Source organism: Variovorax sp. GW821-FHT09D04, from assembly GCF_059416405.1.
The window spans coordinates 448,242-467,848 of the sequence record NZ_JBWKPA010000005.1 but is presented as its reverse complement, the minus strand read 5'-3'; the positions used below and the strand labels follow the sequence as shown (position 1 = coordinate 467,848).

Here is a 19,607-nt window from a genome sequence, read left to right as displayed (position 1 = left end):
TCTGCCCATTGGATGGCGCACCCCCGTGCCGTGTTGCAACTTTCTTTTTTGCCTTTCAGACCATCGTCTGCCATTCGATCGTGCACAGCCGCTCGTCGACCACGCCGCGCACGCCCGCGATGCCCTCGGCCGCCACGCGTGCCGCGTCGCGCTCCGCCTCGTTGCCGACCATGCCGTGGTACATCACGATGCCGTTGTCCACCGACACATGCGACCACGCGCGGCTCCACCAGGTCTGCCGTTCCAGTTCGGCCACGAGGCGCGCCAGGATCTGCGCGTCGTCGCCCGCATCGGCGCGCGCGGTGTCGGCCTCGGCCTGCCGCAGCAGCGCCTCGACCAGGTCGCCGCTCGTCACGATGCCCACCAGCCGGCGCCCGCGCACCACCGGCAGGCGCTGGATGCGGTAGGCGGTCAACAGCTGCGCGACGCGGGCCAGCGAGAGGTCTTCGGCGATCGACACCGGCTCGTGCGTCATGAGGTCGGCCGCGCGCAGGGCGTGCGCGCGCACGTAATCGCGCGGCGGTGCGGTGCGCTGCACCCAGCGCTGCCACCACGGGTGCGGCGGCGCGCCGCCGGGCTCGGCTTCGTAGCGGTGCAGCAGGTCGGACTTGCTGACGATGCCGACCACCTCGCCCTGGTCGAGCACCGGCACGCCGCTGATGTGGCGCGCCAGCAGCAGCGCGCTGATGTCGCGCACCGGCGTGTCCGGCGCGACGGTGAAGACCGGCGAGGTCATGACGTCCTGTGCATTCATGATGAAGCTCCTTCCTGCGGCCCGCGCGGGGCCTGTGGTGCCTGGGGTGCCTGCTGCGCATCGACGCGCGCGATGTTCTGCTGGTGCGACACCAGCATGGCCGTCAACTCGCCGTGGATGTGCGCGTCACCGATGTGCGGCAGCAGCGCCTGCAGCTTGCGCACCACCCAGCCCTGGCCGCGGTTGAGCAGTGCCAGGCGCGCACCCAGTGCCGGCACGGCCATCGCGCGCTCGTAGAAAGCGCCGGTGCGTGTGCTGGGCGTGGCGGACAGCGACTGGATCGCGTCGATCAGCACGCCGCACCAGCGCACCTCGTCGCGGTGGATGTCGGTCACCAAGCGCTGCAGCGCGGGGTCGTCGGTCTCGGCGGCGCTGCGCAGCGTGATGCGCGCGCCGGCGCGCTCGGCTTCGAGCAGTTCGTTCAGCGCGGCCAGCAGGTCGTCGCGGTTGCCGGCGTCGCGGTAGGCCGCGTCGAGCTCATCGGCATAGCAGACCGGGGAGGACACCTCCACGCGCTCGGGAAAACGCAGCCCCTGCGCGCGCAGCGCGGCGGGCGTGTCGGCGAAGGGCGCAGCGGCATCGTCGGGCGGGCAGGCGTGGGGCATGGGCGGCAGGGGACGCATGGGCGGGACTCCAGGAAACGTGTGCCTACCCATGGTGAACCGGTGCTTCTCCCCAAGCCAATGAATGTTCATTGCAAATGAGTGCAAAAAAACTAATATGAATCCGATGGACATCGGCCTCGCCCGCACCTTTCTCGAAGTCGCGGCCACCGGCAGCTTCGTGGCCGCGGCCGAGCGGCTGCACCTGACGCAGACCGCCGTCAGCGCGCGCATCCGCCTGCTCGAAGACCAGCTCGGGCGGCGCCTGTTCGTGCGCAACAAGGCCGGCGCGCGGCTCACCGCCTCGGGCGAGCGCTTCGTGGCCCACGCGACCACGCTGGTGCAGGTGTGGGAGCGCGCACGCCAGCATGTGGCGCTGCCGCCGGGGATCGAAGAAGGCGTGAGCGTGGGCAGCGAGCCCAGCCTGTGGCATCCGCTGCTGGCCGACTGGCTGATCTGGATGCACCGCGTCTGCCCCGAGATCGCGCTGCGCGCCGAGGTCGACAGCGCGCAGCGCCTGCTCGACGCCGTGCAGGGCGGTGCGCTCGACCTGGCCGTGCTCTACAACCCGCCGCAGCGCCCCGGCCTGGTGGCCGAACTGCTGGCCGAGGAGCGGCTGGTGATGGTCACCACCGACCCCGAAGGCCGGCTCGACCGCACGCGCTACGTGTCGGTCGACTGGGGCCCGGCCTTCGCGGCCAACCACGAGGCCGCGTTTCCGGAGCTGGCCCACGCGCCGGTGTCGATCTCGCTCGGACCGCTGGCCCTCACCTACCTGCTTGCCGTGGGCGGCGCGGGCTACTTCCGCATCGGCGTCGCGCGGCCCTTCCTGACCGACGGCCGGCTGCGGCTGGTGGAGGGCGCGCCCGAGTTCTCGCACTCGGCCCACGCGGTGTATGCACCGCAGCGTGAGAACGAGACGCTGGCGCGCGTGCGCGCCGGGCTGCGGCTGGTGGCGGCAGCGGAAGAAGGGCGCCAGGGCAGCGGCATGCATTCGCCGGCTTGAGGCGCCGTCCTGCATCGCCGGGTGCTACTTTCAGGTACTTACGCTCGGGCCACCGGGACTCCGACAATCGGACGCATGCCACCCCGCGCAACGCGGGGAAGAAAAATAAGTTCGGGGAGTTTCATGTCCAACCACGGCAGCGTGCCCTTGCGCATGCGTTCGTCGTCACCATCCGCTGACCGCAGCGCCCTGTGGGCCGAGCTGAGCCAGACGGCGCGGCTGTATCGCCTTGAAGCGCCGAGTGCTGCTTCGTCCTCCAACAGCGCCGCCCGCGAGAGCATCGAGGCCTTGCGCGTGGAGGGCTGGGTGCAACGCGAGGCGGTGTCGCAGCTGTTCGAGCTGCGCATCGTGTGCCTGAGCCTGCGTGCGGACCTGGCGCTGTCATCGCTGGTTGATCAACCTCTGACGCTGGTCACCGTACTGGCCGATGGCTCCATGGGCCGACGCACCGGCTTGATCCGCGCCGTCGAATCGCTGGGCGCCGACGGCGGCCTGGCGCGCTACCGCCTCACGCTCGTGCCCTGGCTCTGGCTGGCCACCCAGCAAGGGCGCAGCCAGGTCTTCCAGCAGCGCAGCGTGGCAGACATCATCGAACGCGTGCTCGCGCCGTATGCGGATGCGGGCAGCTGGGCCTTCTCTTCCGAAGTGAACAGCTTCCTGGCCGACGCCCCCGTTCGCACCTACTGCACCCAGTACCGCGAGAGCGACTACGACTTCTTCTCGCGCCTGCTGGCCGAAGAAGGCCTGGCCTGGCGCATCGAGGAAGACGCCCAGGCCCCGACGGGCCACAAGCTCGTCATCTTCTCGTCCAACGACACCCAGCCCGCCGATGCAGGCTCGCCTGTTCGCTTTCACCGCAAGAGCTCCCAGGAGCGCAGCGACGCCGTGCAGGCGCTGGTGCGGCGCATGCGCCAATCGGTGGCCCAGGTGCATTTGAGCGCCTGGAACGTCGACGGCAAGCGCCAGCTCACGGGCAGCGCCCCGGCGCGCTTTCCGGTCGGCGGCAAGAACGCCCCGCGCCTGGAGTACGACGACGTGCTGGGCTTGAACGACCGCAGCCGCGGCTGGGACACCAACCGCACCGTCGAGCGCTACGCGGCATTGATGATGGAAGCGGCCGAATGCCGCGCCGACCTGATGCTGGGCCACAGCACCGTGCGCACCTTGCGCGCGGGCACGCGCCTCGAGATCGACGACGCGCCCGCACTGGGCTTGCAGGCCAGGCCTGCACTGCTGCTGGACACCGTCGAGCACGTGGGCATCAACAACCTGCCCAAGGACACGGCCGCGTCGATTGCGGCGCAGCTGGGCGCGCTGACGGAACACCTCGTGTTCGAGCAACCCTGCGCTCCCGTGACGGCCGAGGCCGATGTGTTCGGGCTGGTGTCTGCAGCCACGGGCAACGACAACAGCCTCTACCCGCAGCCCCAGAGCCTGGCCACCGCCCAGGCCCAGGGCTACGCCAACAGCTTCTCAGGCGTGCACGCCCCGCGCCCCTGGCGCCCGGCCCTGGCTGCGGCCGACGGAGCCCGCCTGCACGCCAGGCCCACGGCCAGCGGCGTGCACAGCGCCATCGTGGTCGGGCCTTCGGGCCAGACCTCGCCCAACGGTGCCGACGAGCTGTACTGCAACGATCGCGGCGACGTGCGCGTGCGCTTCCACTGGCAGAACGGATCGAGCGAGAACGGCGGTAACGGCGACAGTGCCCAGGACAACCGCAGCACCCGCTGGATCCGCGTGGCCCAGCGCCAGGCCGGTCCCGGCATGGGCTGGCAATGGCTGCCGCGCATCGGGCAGGAAGTGCTGGTCAAGTTCGTCGACCTCGATGTGGACCAGCCCGTCATCGTCGGGGCGCTGTACAACGGCCGCGGCGACGGCGGCATCGCCCCCACGCCCGGCGGCGCATCGCGCGCCGGTAAAACCAATGAAGATGTCTTCGCCCAAGCGGGCAATGCCTCGCCCAGCGCCCAGGCCAACCTCGCCGCCGGCCATGCCCCGCCCTGGCACGGCGCCAGCGCCGACGACAAGGGCCACCGCAATGCAGCCGCCCTGAGTGGCTTCAAGACCAAGGAGTTCGGCGGCGAGGGCTTCAGCCAGCTGGTGTTCGACGATTCGAACCAGCAGCTGCGCGTGCAGCTGCACGCCAGCACCGCCCACAGCCAACTGAACCTGGGCCACCTGATCCACCAGGCCGACAACTTCCGAGGCAGCTTCCGAGGCCAGGGCCTGGAGCTGCGCACCGACGGCTATGCCGCCCTGCGCGGCGGCAAGGGCGTGCTGCTGAGCACGTACCACGGTGCAGGCGGCCAGAAGCTGGAGCCCGTGGGCGACTTCGCCGCCGGCATGGCGCTGCTCAAGCAGGTGCAGCAGCTGGGCCAGGCCCTGAGCGATGCGGCCAAGACCCACGAGACCGTGCAGCTGGCCGGGCACATCGGGGCCAACAAGGCCGATGAATCCCAGCTCGACAAGGAACGCGCCCCGTACGCCGCCATGGAGCGCACCGCCAGCGGCATGGTCGCTGCCGATGCGCTCGATGCCGCCTACGCGGATGCAGCAGACAAGGCCATCGCCACCGGTGAAGGTAAGGTGCCGCACACGAGCGATGCCGTGATCGCACTGGCCGCACGCGGCGGCCTGGCGATGGTGGCGGGTCAGCAGCTGCAGGTCGTCAGCGGCGAGACCGCCACGCTGGCCAGCGGCGGCGACATCAACCTGGCGCTGGCCGACGTGCTGCGCGTGCACAGCGGCCAGGCCATCGGCGTGCTGGCCGGAGCGCAGAAGGCCGATGCAGACACAGGCCTGTCGGTCGTCGCAGGCAACGACGACCTGGACTTCCAGGCGCAGCACGACGAACTGCGCGTGCAGGCCAAGGAGGCCCTGAAGATCGCCAGCACCGACCAGACGGTGGAGTTCGCGGCCAAGAAGAAGATCCGCATCGCGACGGCGCAGGGCGCGTCGATCACGCTGCAGGATGGGGACATCACCTTCGAGTGTCCGGGGAAGATCACTTATCACTCGGTGCAGCGGAAGTTGGCTGGGCCGGTGCAGAAGAGCTACCCGCTGCCGGCATTCCCCAAGAGCATCTGCGTGGCGTGCCTCCTGAAGTCGCTCAAGTCGGCGCCGGCCTTCACCCAGGTGGAGTAACGCACGATGAACCTGATCGACAAGCACGTACCCGGATGGATCGACGCCCTGTTTGCGGACGACGGCCCTCTTGCCTCCGGCACCGAGGGATTTCGCTACGCCTTGATCGATTGCGCATTCGCTCCGCAATGCCATCAGCTGCTCGAGAGCCACCTGGGTTCCGGCTCTTGGCGGTCGCTCTACGAGAACATGCCCGGCGCTTCAGACGAAGCGATCCGGCATTCACCGGTTCTGCTGAACATCGATGCCGTCGAGAGGCCCTTGCTCGATCGTGTGCTGCTGCTGACGAATGGCTTGCCGATGCTCAGCTTCATCCGCTCGAACGAACCGCTCGAATCGCTGTTCGAACGCCTGAGCCCCTGGTGCATCGTGAATGCGGACGGGCAGTATTTCGTGCTGCGCTTTCCCGACACGCGCCGCCTGCCGGATGTGCTGGCCGCGCTGTCGCCGTTGCAGCAGATGGCGTTCTGCGGTCCCGGAGCCACATGGCATTTCCGTCGGCGCGACGCCAGCTGGAGCACTTTCCTTGCCCCGGGGAAAATGGCATCCACGTCGCTGGCTCCATGCGCACCGGTACTCGACGGTGATCAATGCGCGGTGCTCATTGCCGGCAGCGAAGCGGATGAAGTGATCGCGAACCTGCTTCAACTCTCGCCAGCCTACGAAGCGCAGCACCGGCCCTCGGTGCTGCACGCACTGGCTGTATGCGGGCTCGCCGCAGCCGATGCCATGCAGTTCGACACGGTGGCGCAACGGATGAGGCTGTGTGAAGTTTTTTGGCAGCACCCCGAACTCAGCCACGGCGCTGGCCCGGACCATGAAGCGCTGCGCGCCTTGATGGTCTAGCGCATTGCCGCAGGAACAACAGATGATTCTCAAAAACTGGCTCCTTCCCCTCGCGCTTCTTGCATCCCTGGCTACGGCAGGATGTGCCACCGGTCGTGCTGACACGGTTCCGGCCTCGGTCAGCGGCGTCAACTACACCGACCAGGACATCCGTTACCGGCTGTTCGATCCCAAGGACCCGAAGCAGACCGTGGTCGCTTCCGAAGAGATCGGTCCGTTTGCCGCAGGAGGCGTGATCTGTTGCTACAACGTGCCGAAGATGTGGGCGCCTGGCATCCAGGTCGGTGTGATCCTGCAGAGCTACGACAACAAGGCGGGCGACTATCGGCCGCGCCAGACCTTCATCGTCGATCTGCCGCCTTACGACAAGAGCGGCAAGGCAGGGGATGTGTGGTTCATCAACTATCCCGATGGAACGGTGGGGGTGGTTTCAACCGCGTACCGTCCCAATGGCGACGAGTGGCCCGGGAAGATCAAGGGGTGGCCCAAGCCTTCATTGGCCTTTCAACGTGAGTTGTGGGAGCGAGACATGCGGTTGGCGCAGGAGAGTCTCAACGCAAGCAAGAAGTCCATGGATGAATTCAATCAGGACCCATTGGCGTCTCTCAAGAAGACTTGGGACTTCTACTTGGAAGAGCGAAAGCAAAAACGACCTCCCAAAGAACTCCAGATGTTTACTGGCCCAGCCGACCCGGAATTTCTCATCCACGAACGTCAGTGGAAGGAAAAATCACTGCAGTACTCACGCGAAAAGGTCGAGCACCTCATGAAGGTGAAGCCATGACTGCGCAGCTCATTTCCTCACTTGATGAGCTTGCTTTTTCAGATCTTTTGAACCGAGAGCGATTTTTCGGAGGGGATCAAAGTGAACGCATCAGAAGAAATTACGAGATAGGTCGGGAGTTGCGCCCCATCGGTCAGCCCGGCAAGTCCTGTGACGTGAACCTCTTCATGGGCTTCTTCTTCGACGGCACGCGCAACAACTACGACCGCAGCACCAGAGAAAAGGATCACACGCATTCCAACGTCGCGCGCCTGTACGGTGCCTATCCAGGCCAGCATGTGCCCGGGGTGCCAGCCGACCCCGATGCGCAGTGGACCACGAACCCCGACAACTACCAGCAGTTCTTCAAGGTGTATGTGCCGGGCGTGGGGACGCCGTTCACGCAGGTGGACGACAGCGGCACCGGCAAGGACGCGCTGCTGGGCAACGCCACGGCGCTCTACGGCGAGCGCCGCATCCTGTGGGCGCTGGCGCAAGCGCTCAACTGCGTCTACCGCTACCTCACCCGAAGCGGCAACGGACCAGGGCTGTTCTCAACCGAAGAAGTGCTGAAGTTTTGCAAGGCTTTCGACCTCGGGCGGGAGGAGCTGCTGGAAGCGGGCAAAGGGCCCGCCGACAAACGCCAACGCGAGAACAAGAATCGCCGGACGCTCGAAGCGATGCTCAACAAGCTGCACGAGTCGGTCAAGCCGCACATGATCGATCCCACAACGGGTCAGTGCAGCAAGGTTGATCCAGGGCGCGTGCAACGCATCTTCGTCAGCGCATTCGGCTTTTCGCGAGGTGCGGCGGAGGCACGGGTCTTCGTCAACTGGTTTCTCGCGATGTGCGAGATCGATGCCGAACTCCGTGGGCAGACCGGGCCGACGCTGGCATCGTTTCCGGTGACCTTCGACTTCCTGGGACTGTTCGATACCGTCGCGTCGGTCGGTGTGGCGGCCTCGTCCCTTTTCGCCGACGGCCATGGCGGCTGGGCTGACGCTGACACTTCGATGCGCATCCCGGCCGACGTGCCCTGCCTGCACATCGTGGCCGCGCATGAGTTCCGTCGCAGCTTTCCATCGGATTCCATTCATGTCGGCAATACGTTGCCTGAGAACTCTCGGGAGTGGGTGTGCCCTGGCATGCACTCGGACGTCGGCGGAGGCTACATGCCGAAGGAGCAGGGCAAGGGGATCGATGAGGCGGGCGAGGACATGCTTTCGCGCATTCCCTTGGCCCTGATGTACCGCGAAGCACGAATCTTGGGCGTGCCCCTGAAACTGGAACTGGCACGCCCAGTCATCCAGAAGCAGTTCATGGTCGCCAAGGACCTGATCCGGGACTTCAACGCTTACCTTGCCGTATGCCGGGTCAAGCAAGGGGTGCTGCGCGACATCATGGCGGAACAGCGCAAGCTGTTCATCCAGTGGCGCAAGTCCTGGGCTGGCCACGCGGCCACGATGCCGTTCGTTTTGCGCGCTTCGAAGGAAGACCAGGCGGACCTCAAGTCGGCCGACGAGCAGTTCGTCAAGGAAGTGAAGGACTTCGAAGCCTGGCTCAAGAAAAAGAAGCGGATCAGCGGCCGCAACAGCCCCGACGGCACGCCGCACGAAGTCGACAACGTGCCCGGCATCGATTCGGAGCGGGTCGGCGAGTGGGGGCGCATCGAGCCGTACTGGAATGAGCCCGTGCTCACCAGCAAGCTGTTCGAAGACCGCGTGCACGACTCGCATGCATGGTTCAAGCTCACCGGGCCCGAAGCGGCCGAGTTCAAGGAGCAGCTCGAAAAACTGGTGGCCCGGAAGAAAAGGGCGGACGAGGCGCACGGGCAGATCGATCCACCCAGGGGCGGGGCGCCCGCCGGGCTGACGCGCCGGCAGGAGCAATGGGTGAACCTGTACCTGACCAAGGGCGAGTACGCGCCCGAATTCACGGAAGGGCGCGAATGGTATGCATGGGGGGCCGGCTACCTGCGCTACCGCCGTGTGTATGCGGGCGCGGACGAGACACGGCTGACCCAGAACCGTCGGCCCGCCGAAAGGGAATCGCGGGAGCCGATGACGGCTTGATCGGAACGGCGGGGCGGCGCCCTGCCGCTCCCTTGTTCAGAACGGATAGTGCCGAGGCGTCGTCTGCACCGTGATCCACCGCAGCTCCGTGAACGCTTCGACGCCGGCCCGCCCACCGAACCGCCCGTACCCTGACGACTTGACACCGCCAAACGGCATCTGCGCCTCGTCGTGCACCGTCGGCCCGTTGACGTGGCAGATCCCCGCCTCGATGCGCTGCGCCACGTTCCATGCACGCGCCACGTCGCGGCCGAACACCGCTGACGACAGGCCGAACTCGTTGTCGTTGGCGATGGTCACGGCTTCCTCCACGCCGTTGACGCGCACCACGGCCTTCACTGGACCGAAGGATTCCTCGCGGTAGATCTCCATCGCCGGCGTCACATGGTCGAGCACGGTCGCCGGCATCAGCGTGTTCTCGGCTTTGCCTCCGCACACCAGCGTCGCGCCCTTGGCCAGCGCATCATCGATGAGCGCGTTGCAGCGCTTCACCGTGCTCATGTCGACCACCGAGCCGAGCACCACCGGGCCTTCACGCGGATCGCCCAGAGGCAACGCCCGCGCGCGCGCCGCGAACTTAGAGACGAACTCGTCGGCCACCGCGTTGTCGACCACGATGCGTTCGGTTGACATGCAGATCTGCCCCGAGTTGGCGAACGAGCCGAAGATGGCAGCGTTCACCGCCGCGTCGACGTCTGCGTCGTCGAGCACCACGAAGGGCGCCTTGCCGCCGAGTTCGAGCACGGCGGGTTTCAGGTAGGTGGCGCAGGTCTGCGCGATGAGGCGGCCCACGCGCGTGGAGCCGGTGAAGTTGACGCGCCGCACCGCCGGGTGCGCGACCATGGCTTCGACCACGGCGCCCGCGTCGGCGGGCGCGTTGGTGACGAAGTTGACCGTGCCCTTGGGCAGGCCGGCCTCGGCCAGCGCTTCGATGATGAGCGCGTGCGTCTCGGGGCACAGCTCGGAGCCCTTGAGCACGACGGTGTTGCCGCAGGCCAGCGGCGTGGCGATGGCGCGCGTGGCCAGGATCACGGGGGCGTTCCAGGGCGCAATGCCCAGCACCACGCCGGCGGCCTGGCGCACGCCCATGGCAAGGCTGCCGGGCACGTCGGACGGGATGACCTCGCCCGCGATCTGCGTGGTGAGCGACGCGGCCTCGGTGAGGATGCCGGCCGCCAGGTGCACGTTGAAGCCGGCCCACAGCGCCGAGGCTCCGGTTTCGCGCGCCATGGCCTGCACGAAGGCGTCGGCGCGCGCTTCGAGCGCGTGCGCAGCCTTGAGCAGCAAGGCGCGGCGCTCGTTGGGGCCGGTCTGCGACCAGGTGGCGAAGGCGCGATGCGCGGCGTCGACCGCAGCGACTGCGTCGGCCGGCGTGGCGGCGGGGGCGCGCGTGGCGATGCCGCCGTCCAGCGGGTTGCGGCGCTCGAAGGTGGCGCCGCCGGTGGCCGTGCGGCGTTCGCCGTCGATGAGCATGGAGATGTCGGTCATGGGTGTCCTTTGCAAGAAAGAAAGAGGAAGAGGGGTGTTCAGGCCACGCCCAGGTAGGCCTGGCGCACGGCGTCGGAATGCAGCAGCGCCTGCGCTTCACCCGAGGCGACGACGCGCCCGCGTTCGAGCACGTAGCCGCGGTCGGCGGCCTGCAGCGCCTTGCGCACGTTCTGTTCGACCATCAGCACGGTCACGCCCTGGTCGGCGATGCGGCGCACGATGGCGAGCAGCTCGTCGACCATGCGCGGTGCCAGGCCGAGCGAGGGCTCGTCGAGCATCAGCAGGCGCGGCCCGCTCATGAGGGCGCGCGCCACGGCCACCATCTGCTGCTCGCCGCCGCTCATGGTGCCGGCGAGCTGCGTGGCGCGTTCCTTCAGACGCGGAAAGTCGTCGAAGGCGCGCGCGAGGCGCTCGGCGCGCAGCCGTGCGGGAATGAGCCAGCCGCCGAGTTCGAGGTTCTCGGTGACGGTCATCTGCGGGAACAGCTGGCGGCCCTCGGCCACCAGCGCCAGGCCGCGCCGCACGCAGGCGGTGGCATCGGCGGACGGCAGCGCCGCACCGTCGAGCACCGCCTCGCCCGTGCGCGGCAGCAGCCCCGCCAGCGCCTTGAGCAGCGTGGTCTTGCCCGCGCCGTTGGGCCCGAGCACGACGGTGACGCCCGGCATCACGTCGAGGTCCAGGCCCTGGATGACCTGGAAGCCGTGGTAGCCGGCCGCAAGACCGCGCACAGTGAGTTGCGTGCCGCTCATGCCGTGGCCTCCATCTCGTCGCCCAGGTAGGCCTCGACCACCTCGGCATTGCGCACGACCTCGGCCGGCGTGCCGTCGGCGATCTTGCGGCCCTGGTGCAGCACCAGCACGCGCTCGACGTACTTCAGCAGCGTGGTCACGGCATGCTCGATCCACACGACGGCGAGGCCGTGGTCGTCGCGCAGGCGGCGGATGCGCCGCGCCATGGCATCGACCTCCGCCTCGGTGAGGCCGGCCGCCACTTCGTCGAGCAGCAGCACGCGCGGCCGGGTGCCCAGCGCCATGCCGATCTCGAGCAGCCGCTGCTGCGAGGGCGTGACGTCGGCCGCGATCTGCGTCGCGAGGCCGCCCAGGCCCAGCATGTCGAGGATCTCGCCGGTGCTGCCCAACCCCGCGATGGGCGCGCGGCGGCGCCCCGCGAACTGCATGCCGAAGCGCACGTTGTCCTCGAGCGTCATGTCGGCCATCACGCGCGGCGTCTGGAAGGTGCGAGCGATGCCATGCGCGGCGTACAGGTGCGGGCCGCGCCGCGTGAGGTCGACGTCGCCTTCCACCAGCAGCCGGCCCGAGGTCGGCATGACCACGCCCGAGATCGCGTTGAAGAAGGTCGTCTTGCCCGCGCCGTTGGGGCCGATGATGCCGACCAGCTCGCCCGCGTGCAGCGTGGCGCTCACGGCGTCGACGGCGGTGAGCCCGCCGAAACGCACCGTGAGGTCGCGGGCTTCGAGAAGCGGCGTGGCCTTCATGGCGCGTGCCTCCGCAACGCTGCCGCCTTGCGCTGCCACAGCGACGCGAGGCCGTTGGGCAGGTACATCACGCACAGGATGAGCAGCAGCCCCAGCACCATCATGTAGCCGTAGGGAAGCTGCAGCCGCAGCGTTTCCGACAGCAGGCTGAACACGATGGCCGCGGCCACCGGCCCGCCGATGCTGGCGGCCCCGCCGATCATCGCGATCAGCACGGTCTGGAAGCCGATGAAGGGGCTGAACACGGCGGCCGGTTCGATGTAGGTCCAGCGCACGGCCATCGCGGCGCCGACCGCGCCGGCGAAGGCGGCGGTGAGTGCGAAGCCGGCGATCTTCACGCGGCGCGTGTCCACGCCCAGTGTCTGCGCGCGTTGCTCGTCGGCACCGATGCCGGCCAGCGCCAGGCCGAAGCGGCTGCGCTTCACGAGCAGCGCGGTGGCAATGGCCGCGCCCGCAATCGCCAGCACCGTGAGGTACACCGTCTCGTTCGACGGCACCACGGTGAGCACGCGGCCCACGGTGCCCGAGACCTGCTTCTCGACGAAGGTGACGGCATGGCGGATCAGCTCGGTCATACCGAAGGTCAGCACCGCGAAGTAGGTGCCGCGCAGGTGCAGCACGGCCGCGCCCATCAGCATCGCCACCGCGCTCGCGATGGCCGCGCCGCTCAGGATCACCAGCGGCCAGGGCAGCACCTCGAGCAGCGTGGCGCTCGCGTACGCACCCAGGCCGAAGAAGGCCGAGGTGGCCAGCGACAGGTAGCGCGTGGCACCGCAGAACAGCGACCAGCTCGTGGCCAGCGCGATGTACATCAGGCAGCCGAGCGCGACCGAGGCGATGAACTCGCTCGCGACCCACGGCACGGCGGCCGCCAGCGCGAGGCCGATGCAAAGCAACCACCAGGGCTTGTTTTGAAAGAGGGAATTCATCTTCTGGAGAACAGTCCGTTGGGCCGCCAGATCAGCACGCCGATGAACACGGCATACGACAGCAGCATCTTGAGCGAGGGGCTCGTGTAGTGCATGCCCAGCGCTTCGACCACGCCCAGCAGCAGGCCGCCGACGAGGCTGCCCGCGATGCTGCCGAAGCCGCCGAGGGTGATGACGATCAGCGCCGTCACGGTGTAGGGCTCGCCCATCGAGGGCGAGATCTCGTAGGTCATCGACAGCAGGGCACCGGCCACCCCCGACAGGCCCAGGCCGATGCCGAACATCAGCGGGTGCAGCCGCTTCGTGTTGATGCCCACGAGCTGCGCGCCGGTCGGCGACTGCATCAGCGCGCGCACCGCCTTGCCCAGCAGCGTGAGCTTGAGCAGCGCGATGAGCACGAGGCTCAGCGCCAGCGCCACGCCGAACAGCACCAGCTTGTTGGCGGTGAAGCGCATCTCGCCCAGCTGTACCGGCTCGGCCAGGTAGTCGTAGCCGCGCAGGTCGCCGCCCCACACGAGCAGGGCGGTGTTCTGCACGAAGAACATCAGGCCGAAGCCGACCATCAGGCTGCGCGCCTCGAACACGTCGACGTTCGGCGCGCGCGCCGCCACCTGCCGGAAGCACAGCCAATGCACCGCCATACCCAGCGCCATCAGCAGCACGAAGGCCACCGGCATGAACACCAGCGGCGAGATGCCCAGCGCCGTGTGCGCCCACCAGGTGAGAAAGGCGCCGAGCATCAGGAACTCGCCGTGCGAGATGTTCATGATGCGCATCAGCCCGTACTGCAGGTTCAGTCCGATGGCCACCAGCGCATAGATGCCGCCCGTGATCAATCCGCCGGCCAGGAGCTCGGCCCATCCAGAGAACGACACGCTGTTATTTCCAGGCCGGCTTCGGCATCAGTTGCGCGGTGGCGCGGTCTTTGGGCCACACCACTTCGAAGTCGCCGCCCTGCCATTGCGACACGGTGCCGGGGATCGACGCGTTCTCGCTGCCCTCGAAGCGGATCGGCCCGAGGATGGTCTTGAACTCGTTCTTCGCGATCTGCTCGCGCAGCGCCTTGCGATCGAGGCCTACTTTCTCCACCGCCTGCTGCAAAATCTGCAGGCCGGCCCACGCATGGCCGCTGGCCCAGCGGTCGGGCTCTTTGCCGAACTTCTTCGTGTGCGCATCGAAGTAGGCCTTGGCTTCGGGGCTGGTCTTGCCGTTCCACGAGCCCATGCCGATCACGCCCTCGGTGTTGGCCGCCATCACGTTCTTGTAGAGCTGGAAAGCAGTGCCCACCGAGGCGTAGAAGTACTTCGGGTTGAAGCCCACTTCGCGCGCCTGCCGGCTCGCGAGGATGGTGTCCGGCGGGTAGGTGATGCCGATGAAGGCGTCGGGGTTCAGGTCCTTCATGGTGCGCAGCACGGGCGCGAGGTCTTTCACGCCCAGCGGGTAGCTCTTGCGGTCGAGCACCTGGATCTGCGTCTTCTTCAGCGCGTTGTTCAGCGCCGCGAAGTTCTCCAGCCCGAACAGGTCGTCCATGTAGACGATGGTGATCGTCTTCACGTTCTGCGCCACCAGCATGTCGACCAGCGCGCCCATCATCTTGTCGGGCTGTTGCAGCAGCGAGAAGAAGAAGGGCAGGCGCATGTCGATCAGCTTGCGCGACAGGGCGGTGGGCGCCAGCAGCGGGTAGCCGAAGCGGTTGGCCAGCGGTGCGACCGCGAAGTTGGCACCCGACCCCCAGGGCGGCAGCACGAGGTCGACCTTGTCGCTGCCCATGAGCTTCTCGAAGGTGCGCACGCAGGTCTCGGTCTCGCTGCGGTCGTCGTAGCCGATGAGCTCGATCGGCCGCTTCGTGCCCTTCACCGACAGGCCGCCCGCGGCGTTGACCTGCTCGGCCCACAGCAGGTAGTTGGGTTCCTGGCTCACCTGCGCGCCCGCGGCCCAGGGGCCGGTGCGGGCGATGGCGTAGCCGATGCGAACGGGCGCACTCTGCGCGAACAGCTGCGGCGCGACGGCGGCCGCGCCCAGCGCAGTAGCCGTGCCCTGAATCCAGTGGCGGCGAGTCGGGTGAAGCATGAGGGTCTCCTTCCGGGCGTCGGTATGCGCCCGCTGACCGGGATCGTAGAAACGCACGCCCTTTGCCGCTGTGCCTGCCGCGCACAAAGCACTTGACGCAGCGTGCAGGCGCCTAGTGGTTAACCCGCAAAGGCGAGGGCTTTGCGGGCACTCCACAATGCGCGGCATCCCGCTGCCGTGCTGCAATCTTTCGTCTTCACTGCTTTCGCCCCATGACCGCGTCCCTGCTCCTGTCCACCGACGCCATCCCGCCGAAGGAACGCGGGCCGCTGTGGTGCGAGTGGGTGTGGCGCCACTTCGGCGGCCTCGGCTCCGACCTGTATGGCGACAGCGATTTCGACGGCCACCTGGCGTCCTCGCACGCGGGAGACGTGATCCTCACGCGGCTGGAGGCGAATCGCCACCGCGTGCTGCGCACGCCGCAGATGGCGCGCCTGAGCGATGCGCCCTACCTGAAGATCGTCGCGCCCTGGCAGGGATCGGCCGAGGTCACGCAGCGCGGGCGCGCGGCGGCGGTGCGCGCGGGCGGCTGGACGCTGTACGACACCACGCTCGACTACACCGTGGCCAACCCCGAGCGCAGCGACCACCTCATCGTGATGCTGCCAAAAGACCAGATCGCCTCGCCCGCGCTGCCGCTGGGCGACCTCGTGGCGCGGCGCATCGGCGGCGACAGCGGCATCTCGCGCGTGGCGCTGGAGACCATGCGCAACACCTACCTGGAGCTGCCCCACATGAGCGAGGCCGCCGCGCGCGGCGCGGGCGAGCTGCTGATCCAGCTGGTGCGCCTGTCGCTCATGGAGCTGGCGGGCCACAGCACCGCCCAGACCCAACGCGAGGCGCTGAAAGACCGCATCCACCGCCACGTGGCGCAGAACCTGCGCGACCCGGCGCTGTCGATCGACGGCATGGCGCTGGCCCTGCGTTGCAGCAAGCGCCTGCTGCACCAGGCCTTCGCGGGCGACGACGACACGCTCACCGGCTACATCCAGCACCAGCGGCTGGCGGCCAGCATCCGCGACCTGATCGATCCCGCGAACGCCGCGCGCTCGATCACCGACATCGCCTTGGGCGCGGGCTTCGGCAACCTCTCGCACTTCAGCCGCGTGTTCCGCGCGCACACGGGCGGCAGCCCGAGCGAGTTCAGGCGGCAGGCGACGACGCGCTAGCGGCCTTGCGGGCCAAGAAATCCCCCAAACGTGGGATGTTCCTCTACACATGTGCGCCCGAAGAATGCCGGACTTCCGCGCCCCTTCGCTTGTGCCGGATCTGCGGCGGGCGCTCGAACGGCCGACGGACAGCGGCAACGAATCTGCTCCTGCACGGAGTCAAAAACCTGAACAGAAAGAACCATGAATACGTTGAAATCCGTCGGCTTTTCATTGCTTGTTGCTGCGTCGTTCACGGCCTGGGGCGCCAGTCCGTTCTTTTATCCACGCACGCCCGATGTCTCCCGCTTTGCCACGCCTCCTTCCTGGTTGCTCAATGCCAAGGGAGATGACGGCTACGTGATGGTCACGGCGGAAACTGATCTGCCACAAGACAAAGGCTGTGTCGCGCTCGGCGATGCGGGATGGTTGAAGACCTTCTTCAAGAAGGAGATACAACTGTCGACCTCTATCGTCATTGATGGTCTCGATGCACCGCAAAGTGGCCGCGAGACGATGCTCCTGACACTGGACGGCAGAAAAAACGCGGGCGGATGCGTTCTTGCCAGTACCGCGCAACAACTCGTTGTGCCCTTGACGCCGACAAGAAAGATTGGTCCTGGCGATCCGGGCGACCTGAAGTTCACTGTGCTCGTTCGGTCCACAACCGAGTCCAAGGCAAATCTCGTTGCTCCGGCGCAATCGATGTTGGCCGTGGCGGCGGTCTTTGCGACCGGAGGCGCCGCAACGACCGTGTCTGGCCTTTCCACGGCATTGACCAAGCCGGCGTTCGATCGAGCGGAGAAGTTCATAGACCTTCAGTTTGGCAACACCCTGCCTTCACAGAAGACCGCGTCACTTACTTGGAGGGACCACATCTACACTGGTGTCCAAACAGTTCAAGTGCCGGTTTACATCGGAGAGGCCAAAGGTGGACAGACGGCTTCGCAGGCCAGCGAAGCCTTGCAGAAACTTGCCCCCGAAGAAGCCAAAAAAGCGTTCACGGTTCGACTCCAATTCCGGTACTACAAATCGGTGTTTGATCCCACGCTGACGGCCGAGTCGGCGGTCCCGTCAATCGATACAGTGGGATCCGCCGATGTGCTCGCCTATCCGAATCGCCCGGAGCAGCTGACCTTGCTCCAGATCTTGATGGGTGGAGGCGCCCCATCCAACTTGCTTCAAAGATTGGGGACCTCTTCGGGTGGTGAACTCGCAGAGGCTTGTTCCGACGTGCTTCAAGTCCTGTCCAAAGCCGGACTGAACAAGCTGGATCGTGCGATCACCCTGAAATCTTTTCTCGACGTTGCGAACAAGGGCGTCGATTGGTACGGCAACGCCAAATATGAGAGCTGCTTTGCGAAGCACCAGGACATCAGGCAAATAGTTCGTCAGGTGTATGGCAACGAACCCAGCGTCAAGTTCGTCAGTCTCGAAGCTCAGTCGCTGCCTGGGGTAGCGTCGGCCAGCCAGCGGATGTGGGAAGAGAGCGTTCCGCTCTTGAGCCGTGTTCAGCGTGCATTGCGTGCCGAAGTCAGCCGAGAAGAGCTGATGATGACGGTGACCGCAAATGATGACATTGCACTCAGCATCAGCTCCGCCGGCTGGCCCGTGCTTGCGCCTGCGGCTAATGGTTCGGATACAGCCGCGCCGATTGCCAGGAAAAGCCCCGGAATCCAGAGGTTGGTGGCGAAGCAGATCAAGTCGGCCGGTTGCTTCATGGCCGGCGCTGATCCCGCGAAGGAGAACGCGATGCTCTTGCTCGACGAGCAAGATGAGGTTTGGCTCGCAAAATTCGGGTATGGGACAGGTGAAGGTCGAAAAATCCAGAGTGTCGATTTGTCGAAGCTCAAAAGCACGTCAGATTGGAGCAATCACGTTTCGGAACTAAAGAAGCGCGCGCTCTTCCCTGAGGGTGGGGAGTGCAACTCGAAAATTCTGCCGAAGACTGTCTAGGTCGATTCACCGAATAACGAAGACTTGACCGATGGTCGATAAGTGCCCAATCCGCCGACCGTCGACTGTTTTGAGGTGCGTTCTCCGGATTCACTGCGTCATCCACACTGCACGGCGCATACACCTTGGCGAGCACGTCGCGCGCACCGTCCTTACCGTGCGCCAGCGATAGGCGGGCGCCGCGCACCCGAATCTAGGCCGAGAAGTCGCACGGAGCCTCGGCCTGGCGATGTTCAAGCTGCCGGTGGCCGTGCCGCCCGAGCAGGTGCTGCAGGCCTGGCATCCACGCGACGACGTGGGCCCGGCGCACCGTTGTCTCCGCGATGTGCAGGCCCCGATGCGCGGGCGCGCGTTGGCGGCACACCGCGCGCCGCTTGCAGAGTTGCCATGAATGCTTAAGCAGCGCTTGTGTAGAAGCGGGTATCAAACTTAAATCTTCTTGGTTAACTGGTTTCGCAACGAGCGTTGCCGGCTCAAAAAAAAGATGCATTAACGCGTGCGCAGCCTCGGGAGCGACGCTTCCCGCTGGTATGGTCGTGCGCGCAATTCAGCTCCACGCCATCACGCCCGTTGTCGACGCATTGGGTACTTGCTTCACATGCCCCTTCGTCACGACCGCATCTTTCCGCGCTACGCGTTCTACTGTGTGCTGGCCGGCCTGGCCGCGATCTATGTCTTCTGCGCCATGGTGCTGGTGCCGGCAAAGATCTACATCCTTCCGTACCTCATCACGCCGGACTTCGTGCGCTACAAGGGCGCCTTCTTCGTGCTGGTGCTGGCGATCCCGGCCGCGATCTACCTGATCTGCTGGAAGGGCAGCGACTTCTTCGCGTGGCTGCGCACCCCGCAGGTGCTGACGCTGACCGCGCACGGCCTGCAGCTGGGCACGCAGACGGTTGCCTTTGCCGACGTGACGCGGCTGCGCCATCGCCACAACCGCAACCACCTGCTGCTCACCACCCGCGACGGCCAGACGCTGCGCCTTCGGCTCGACCTGTGGGACGACCCGTATGCGCTCGTCGCCGAAGTGGAAGAGGCCGTCGGCGAGGTGCTGCGCCACGACGTGGAGCGGCGCCTCCATGCCGGCGACACCGTGCCCTTCGGCGCGCTGGCCCTCAATGCCGAAGGGCTGGTGCACAAGGGCCAGCTCATCGCGTGGTCGAGCATAGACACCATCCGCACGCAGTCGGACGCCGAAGCGATGGACGTCGACGAGCACCTGCTCATCGTCGCCAACGGCAAGACCCGCAAGATCGATCGCTCGAAGATCGACAACGAGCCGGTGCTGATGAGCTGCCTCATGCAACGCCTGCCGTCGGCCTGACTCCCTCTTC

Annotated in this window: 17 protein-coding genes; 9 read left to right on the top strand and 8 right to left on the bottom strand. The window is 66.7% G+C overall.

Annotated elements, in window-relative coordinates:
* Nucleotides 1–55: 55 nt before the first annotated feature.
* Complete coding sequence (locus AC07O4_RS18900) at nt 56–754, bottom strand: CBS domain-containing protein (RefSeq protein ID WP_495305317.1); 699 nt, start codon at nt 752–754, stop codon at nt 56–58.
* A complete protein-coding gene (locus AC07O4_RS18895) occupies nt 751–1,377 on the bottom strand; it encodes a DUF6306 domain-containing protein (protein WP_495305316.1) in 627 nt (208 codons plus the stop codon). The genes AC07O4_RS18900 and AC07O4_RS18895 overlap by 4 nt, the downstream gene beginning before the upstream one ends.
* Nucleotides 1,378–1,483: 106 nt before the next feature.
* On the opposite strand from AC07O4_RS18895, the gene AC07O4_RS18890 reads away from it, so the two are divergent.
* The 5 genes from AC07O4_RS18890 to AC07O4_RS18870 all read left to right on the top strand — a co-directional run bounded on the left by AC07O4_RS18890 (nt 1,484) and on the right by AC07O4_RS18870 (nt 9,187).
* A complete protein-coding gene (locus tag AC07O4_RS18890; RefSeq protein WP_495305315.1) occupies nt 1,484–2,362 on the top strand; it encodes a LysR family transcriptional regulator in 879 nt (292 codons plus the stop codon).
* A 123-nt stretch (nt 2,363–2,485) separates the two neighbouring features.
* Nucleotides 2,486–5,506 carry a type VI secretion system Vgr family protein gene (locus AC07O4_RS18885; protein WP_495305314.1) on the top strand — a complete coding sequence of 1,007 codons (3,021 nt, stop codon included), beginning with the start codon at nt 2,486–2,488 and terminating at the stop codon, nt 5,504–5,506.
* A 6-nt stretch (nt 5,507–5,512) separates the two neighbouring features.
* Nucleotides 5,513–6,352 (top strand): DUF4123 domain-containing protein, encoded by an 840-nt coding sequence (locus AC07O4_RS18880; protein ID WP_492741260.1) that lies wholly within the window; start codon nt 5,513–5,515, stop codon nt 6,350–6,352.
* Between the two features lie 22 nt (nt 6,353–6,374).
* Nucleotides 6,375–7,136, top strand: a complete 762-nt coding sequence (locus tag AC07O4_RS18875; RefSeq protein WP_492741259.1) for a DUF3304 domain-containing protein — start codon at nt 6,375–6,377, stop codon at nt 7,134–7,136.
* Nucleotides 7,133–9,187 carry a T6SS phospholipase effector Tle1-like catalytic domain-containing protein gene (locus AC07O4_RS18870; protein WP_495305313.1) on the top strand — a complete coding sequence of 685 codons (2,055 nt, stop codon included), beginning with the start codon at nt 7,133–7,135 and terminating at the stop codon, nt 9,185–9,187. The genes AC07O4_RS18875 and AC07O4_RS18870 overlap by 4 nt, the downstream gene beginning before the upstream one ends.
* 36 nt (nt 9,188–9,223) lie before the next feature.
* Here the strand turns inward: AC07O4_RS18870 and AC07O4_RS18865 are convergent, their stop codons facing one another.
* The 6 genes from AC07O4_RS18865 to AC07O4_RS18840 are packed head-to-tail and all read right to left on the bottom strand — an operon-like array spanning nt 9,224 to nt 15,169.
* Nucleotides 9,224–10,675, bottom strand: coding sequence for an aldehyde dehydrogenase (locus AC07O4_RS18865; RefSeq protein WP_495305312.1), 1,452 nt, complete (start codon nt 10,673–10,675; stop codon nt 9,224–9,226).
* A 38-nt stretch (nt 10,676–10,713) separates the two neighbouring features.
* A complete protein-coding gene (locus AC07O4_RS18860) occupies nt 10,714–11,424 on the bottom strand; it encodes an ABC transporter ATP-binding protein (protein ID WP_495305311.1) in 711 nt (236 codons plus the stop codon).
* Nucleotides 11,421–12,170: an ABC transporter ATP-binding protein gene (locus tag AC07O4_RS18855; protein WP_095747464.1), complete on the bottom strand. Its 750-nt coding sequence runs from the start codon at nt 12,168–12,170 to the stop codon at nt 11,421–11,423. The genes AC07O4_RS18860 and AC07O4_RS18855 overlap by 4 nt, the downstream gene beginning before the upstream one ends.
* Nucleotides 12,167–13,099, bottom strand: coding sequence for a branched-chain amino acid ABC transporter permease (locus AC07O4_RS18850; protein WP_495305310.1), 933 nt, complete (start codon nt 13,097–13,099; stop codon nt 12,167–12,169). The genes AC07O4_RS18855 and AC07O4_RS18850 overlap by 4 nt, the downstream gene beginning before the upstream one ends.
* Nucleotides 13,096–13,974, bottom strand: a complete 879-nt coding sequence (locus AC07O4_RS18845) for a branched-chain amino acid ABC transporter permease (RefSeq protein WP_307696326.1) — start codon at nt 13,972–13,974, stop codon at nt 13,096–13,098. The genes AC07O4_RS18850 and AC07O4_RS18845 overlap by 4 nt, the downstream gene beginning before the upstream one ends.
* A 4-nt stretch (nt 13,975–13,978) precedes the next feature.
* The gene (locus tag AC07O4_RS18840; RefSeq protein WP_095743865.1) at nt 13,979–15,169 is read right to left on the bottom strand and encodes an amino acid ABC transporter substrate-binding protein; all 1,191 of its coding nucleotides are present in this window, start codon (nt 15,167–15,169) and stop codon (nt 13,979–13,981) included.
* A 212-nt stretch (nt 15,170–15,381) separates the two neighbouring features.
* Here AC07O4_RS18840 and AC07O4_RS18835 point away from each other — a divergent pair, with 212 nt between their 5' ends.
* The 4 genes from AC07O4_RS18835 (at nt 15,382) to AC07O4_RS18820 (ending at nt 19,597) form a co-directional block, all read left to right on the top strand.
* Nucleotides 15,382–16,338: an AraC-like ligand-binding domain-containing protein gene (locus AC07O4_RS18835; protein ID WP_495305309.1), complete on the top strand. Its 957-nt coding sequence runs from the start codon at nt 15,382–15,384 to the stop codon at nt 16,336–16,338.
* Between the two features lie 183 nt (nt 16,339–16,521).
* Nucleotides 16,522–18,273, top strand: a complete 1,752-nt coding sequence (locus AC07O4_RS18830; RefSeq protein WP_492741251.1) for a hypothetical protein — start codon at nt 16,522–16,524, stop codon at nt 18,271–18,273.
* A 229-nt stretch (nt 18,274–18,502) separates the two neighbouring features.
* On the top strand, nt 18,503–18,664 hold the full coding sequence (locus tag AC07O4_RS18825) for a hypothetical protein (protein WP_495305308.1): 162 nt from the start codon (nt 18,503–18,505) through the stop codon (nt 18,662–18,664).
* 207 nt (nt 18,665–18,871) lie between these two features.
* Nucleotides 18,872–19,597, top strand: a complete 726-nt coding sequence (locus AC07O4_RS18820) for a hypothetical protein (RefSeq protein WP_095949419.1) — start codon at nt 18,872–18,874, stop codon at nt 19,595–19,597.
* The last annotated feature ends 10 nt before the right edge of the window (nt 19,598–19,607 follow it).

Excerpts from the sequence above, each read along its gene's own strand:
- AC07O4_RS18830 (WP_492741251.1), top strand. The coding sequence starts at position 16,522 with ATGAATACGTTGAAATCCGTCGGCTTTTCATTGCTTGTTGCTGCGTCG.
- AC07O4_RS18840 (WP_095743865.1), bottom strand. The coding sequence starts at position 15,169 with ATGCTTCACCCGACTCGCCGCCACTGGATTCAGGGCACGGCTACTGCG.
- AC07O4_RS18895 (WP_495305316.1), bottom strand. The coding sequence starts at position 1,377 with ATGCGTCCCCTGCCGCCCATGCCCCACGCCTGCCCGCCCGACGATGCC.
- AC07O4_RS18900 (WP_495305317.1), bottom strand. The coding sequence starts at position 754 with ATGAATGCACAGGACGTCATGACCTCGCCGGTCTTCACCGTCGCGCCG.
- AC07O4_RS18820 (WP_095949419.1), top strand. The coding sequence starts at position 18,872 with ATGCCCCTTCGTCACGACCGCATCTTTCCGCGCTACGCGTTCTACTGT.
- AC07O4_RS18855 (WP_095747464.1), bottom strand. The coding sequence starts at position 12,170 with ATGAAGGCCACGCCGCTTCTCGAAGCCCGCGACCTCACGGTGCGTTTC.
- AC07O4_RS18860 (WP_495305311.1), bottom strand. The coding sequence starts at position 11,424 with ATGAGCGGCACGCAACTCACTGTGCGCGGTCTTGCGGCCGGCTACCAC.
- AC07O4_RS18875 (WP_492741259.1), top strand. The coding sequence starts at position 6,375 with ATGATTCTCAAAAACTGGCTCCTTCCCCTCGCGCTTCTTGCATCCCTG.
- AC07O4_RS18825 (WP_495305308.1), top strand. The coding sequence starts at position 18,503 with ATGTTCAAGCTGCCGGTGGCCGTGCCGCCCGAGCAGGTGCTGCAGGCC.
- AC07O4_RS18835 (WP_495305309.1), top strand. The coding sequence starts at position 15,382 with ATGACCGCGTCCCTGCTCCTGTCCACCGACGCCATCCCGCCGAAGGAA.
- AC07O4_RS18880 (WP_492741260.1), top strand. The coding sequence starts at position 5,513 with ATGAACCTGATCGACAAGCACGTACCCGGATGGATCGACGCCCTGTTT.
- AC07O4_RS18870 (WP_495305313.1), top strand. The coding sequence starts at position 7,133 with ATGACTGCGCAGCTCATTTCCTCACTTGATGAGCTTGCTTTTTCAGAT.
- AC07O4_RS18865 (WP_495305312.1), bottom strand. The coding sequence starts at position 10,675 with ATGACCGACATCTCCATGCTCATCGACGGCGAACGCCGCACGGCCACC.
- AC07O4_RS18850 (WP_495305310.1), bottom strand. The coding sequence starts at position 13,099 with ATGAATTCCCTCTTTCAAAACAAGCCCTGGTGGTTGCTTTGCATCGGC.
- AC07O4_RS18890 (WP_495305315.1), top strand. The coding sequence starts at position 1,484 with ATGGACATCGGCCTCGCCCGCACCTTTCTCGAAGTCGCGGCCACCGGC.
- AC07O4_RS18885 (WP_495305314.1), top strand. The coding sequence starts at position 2,486 with ATGTCCAACCACGGCAGCGTGCCCTTGCGCATGCGTTCGTCGTCACCA.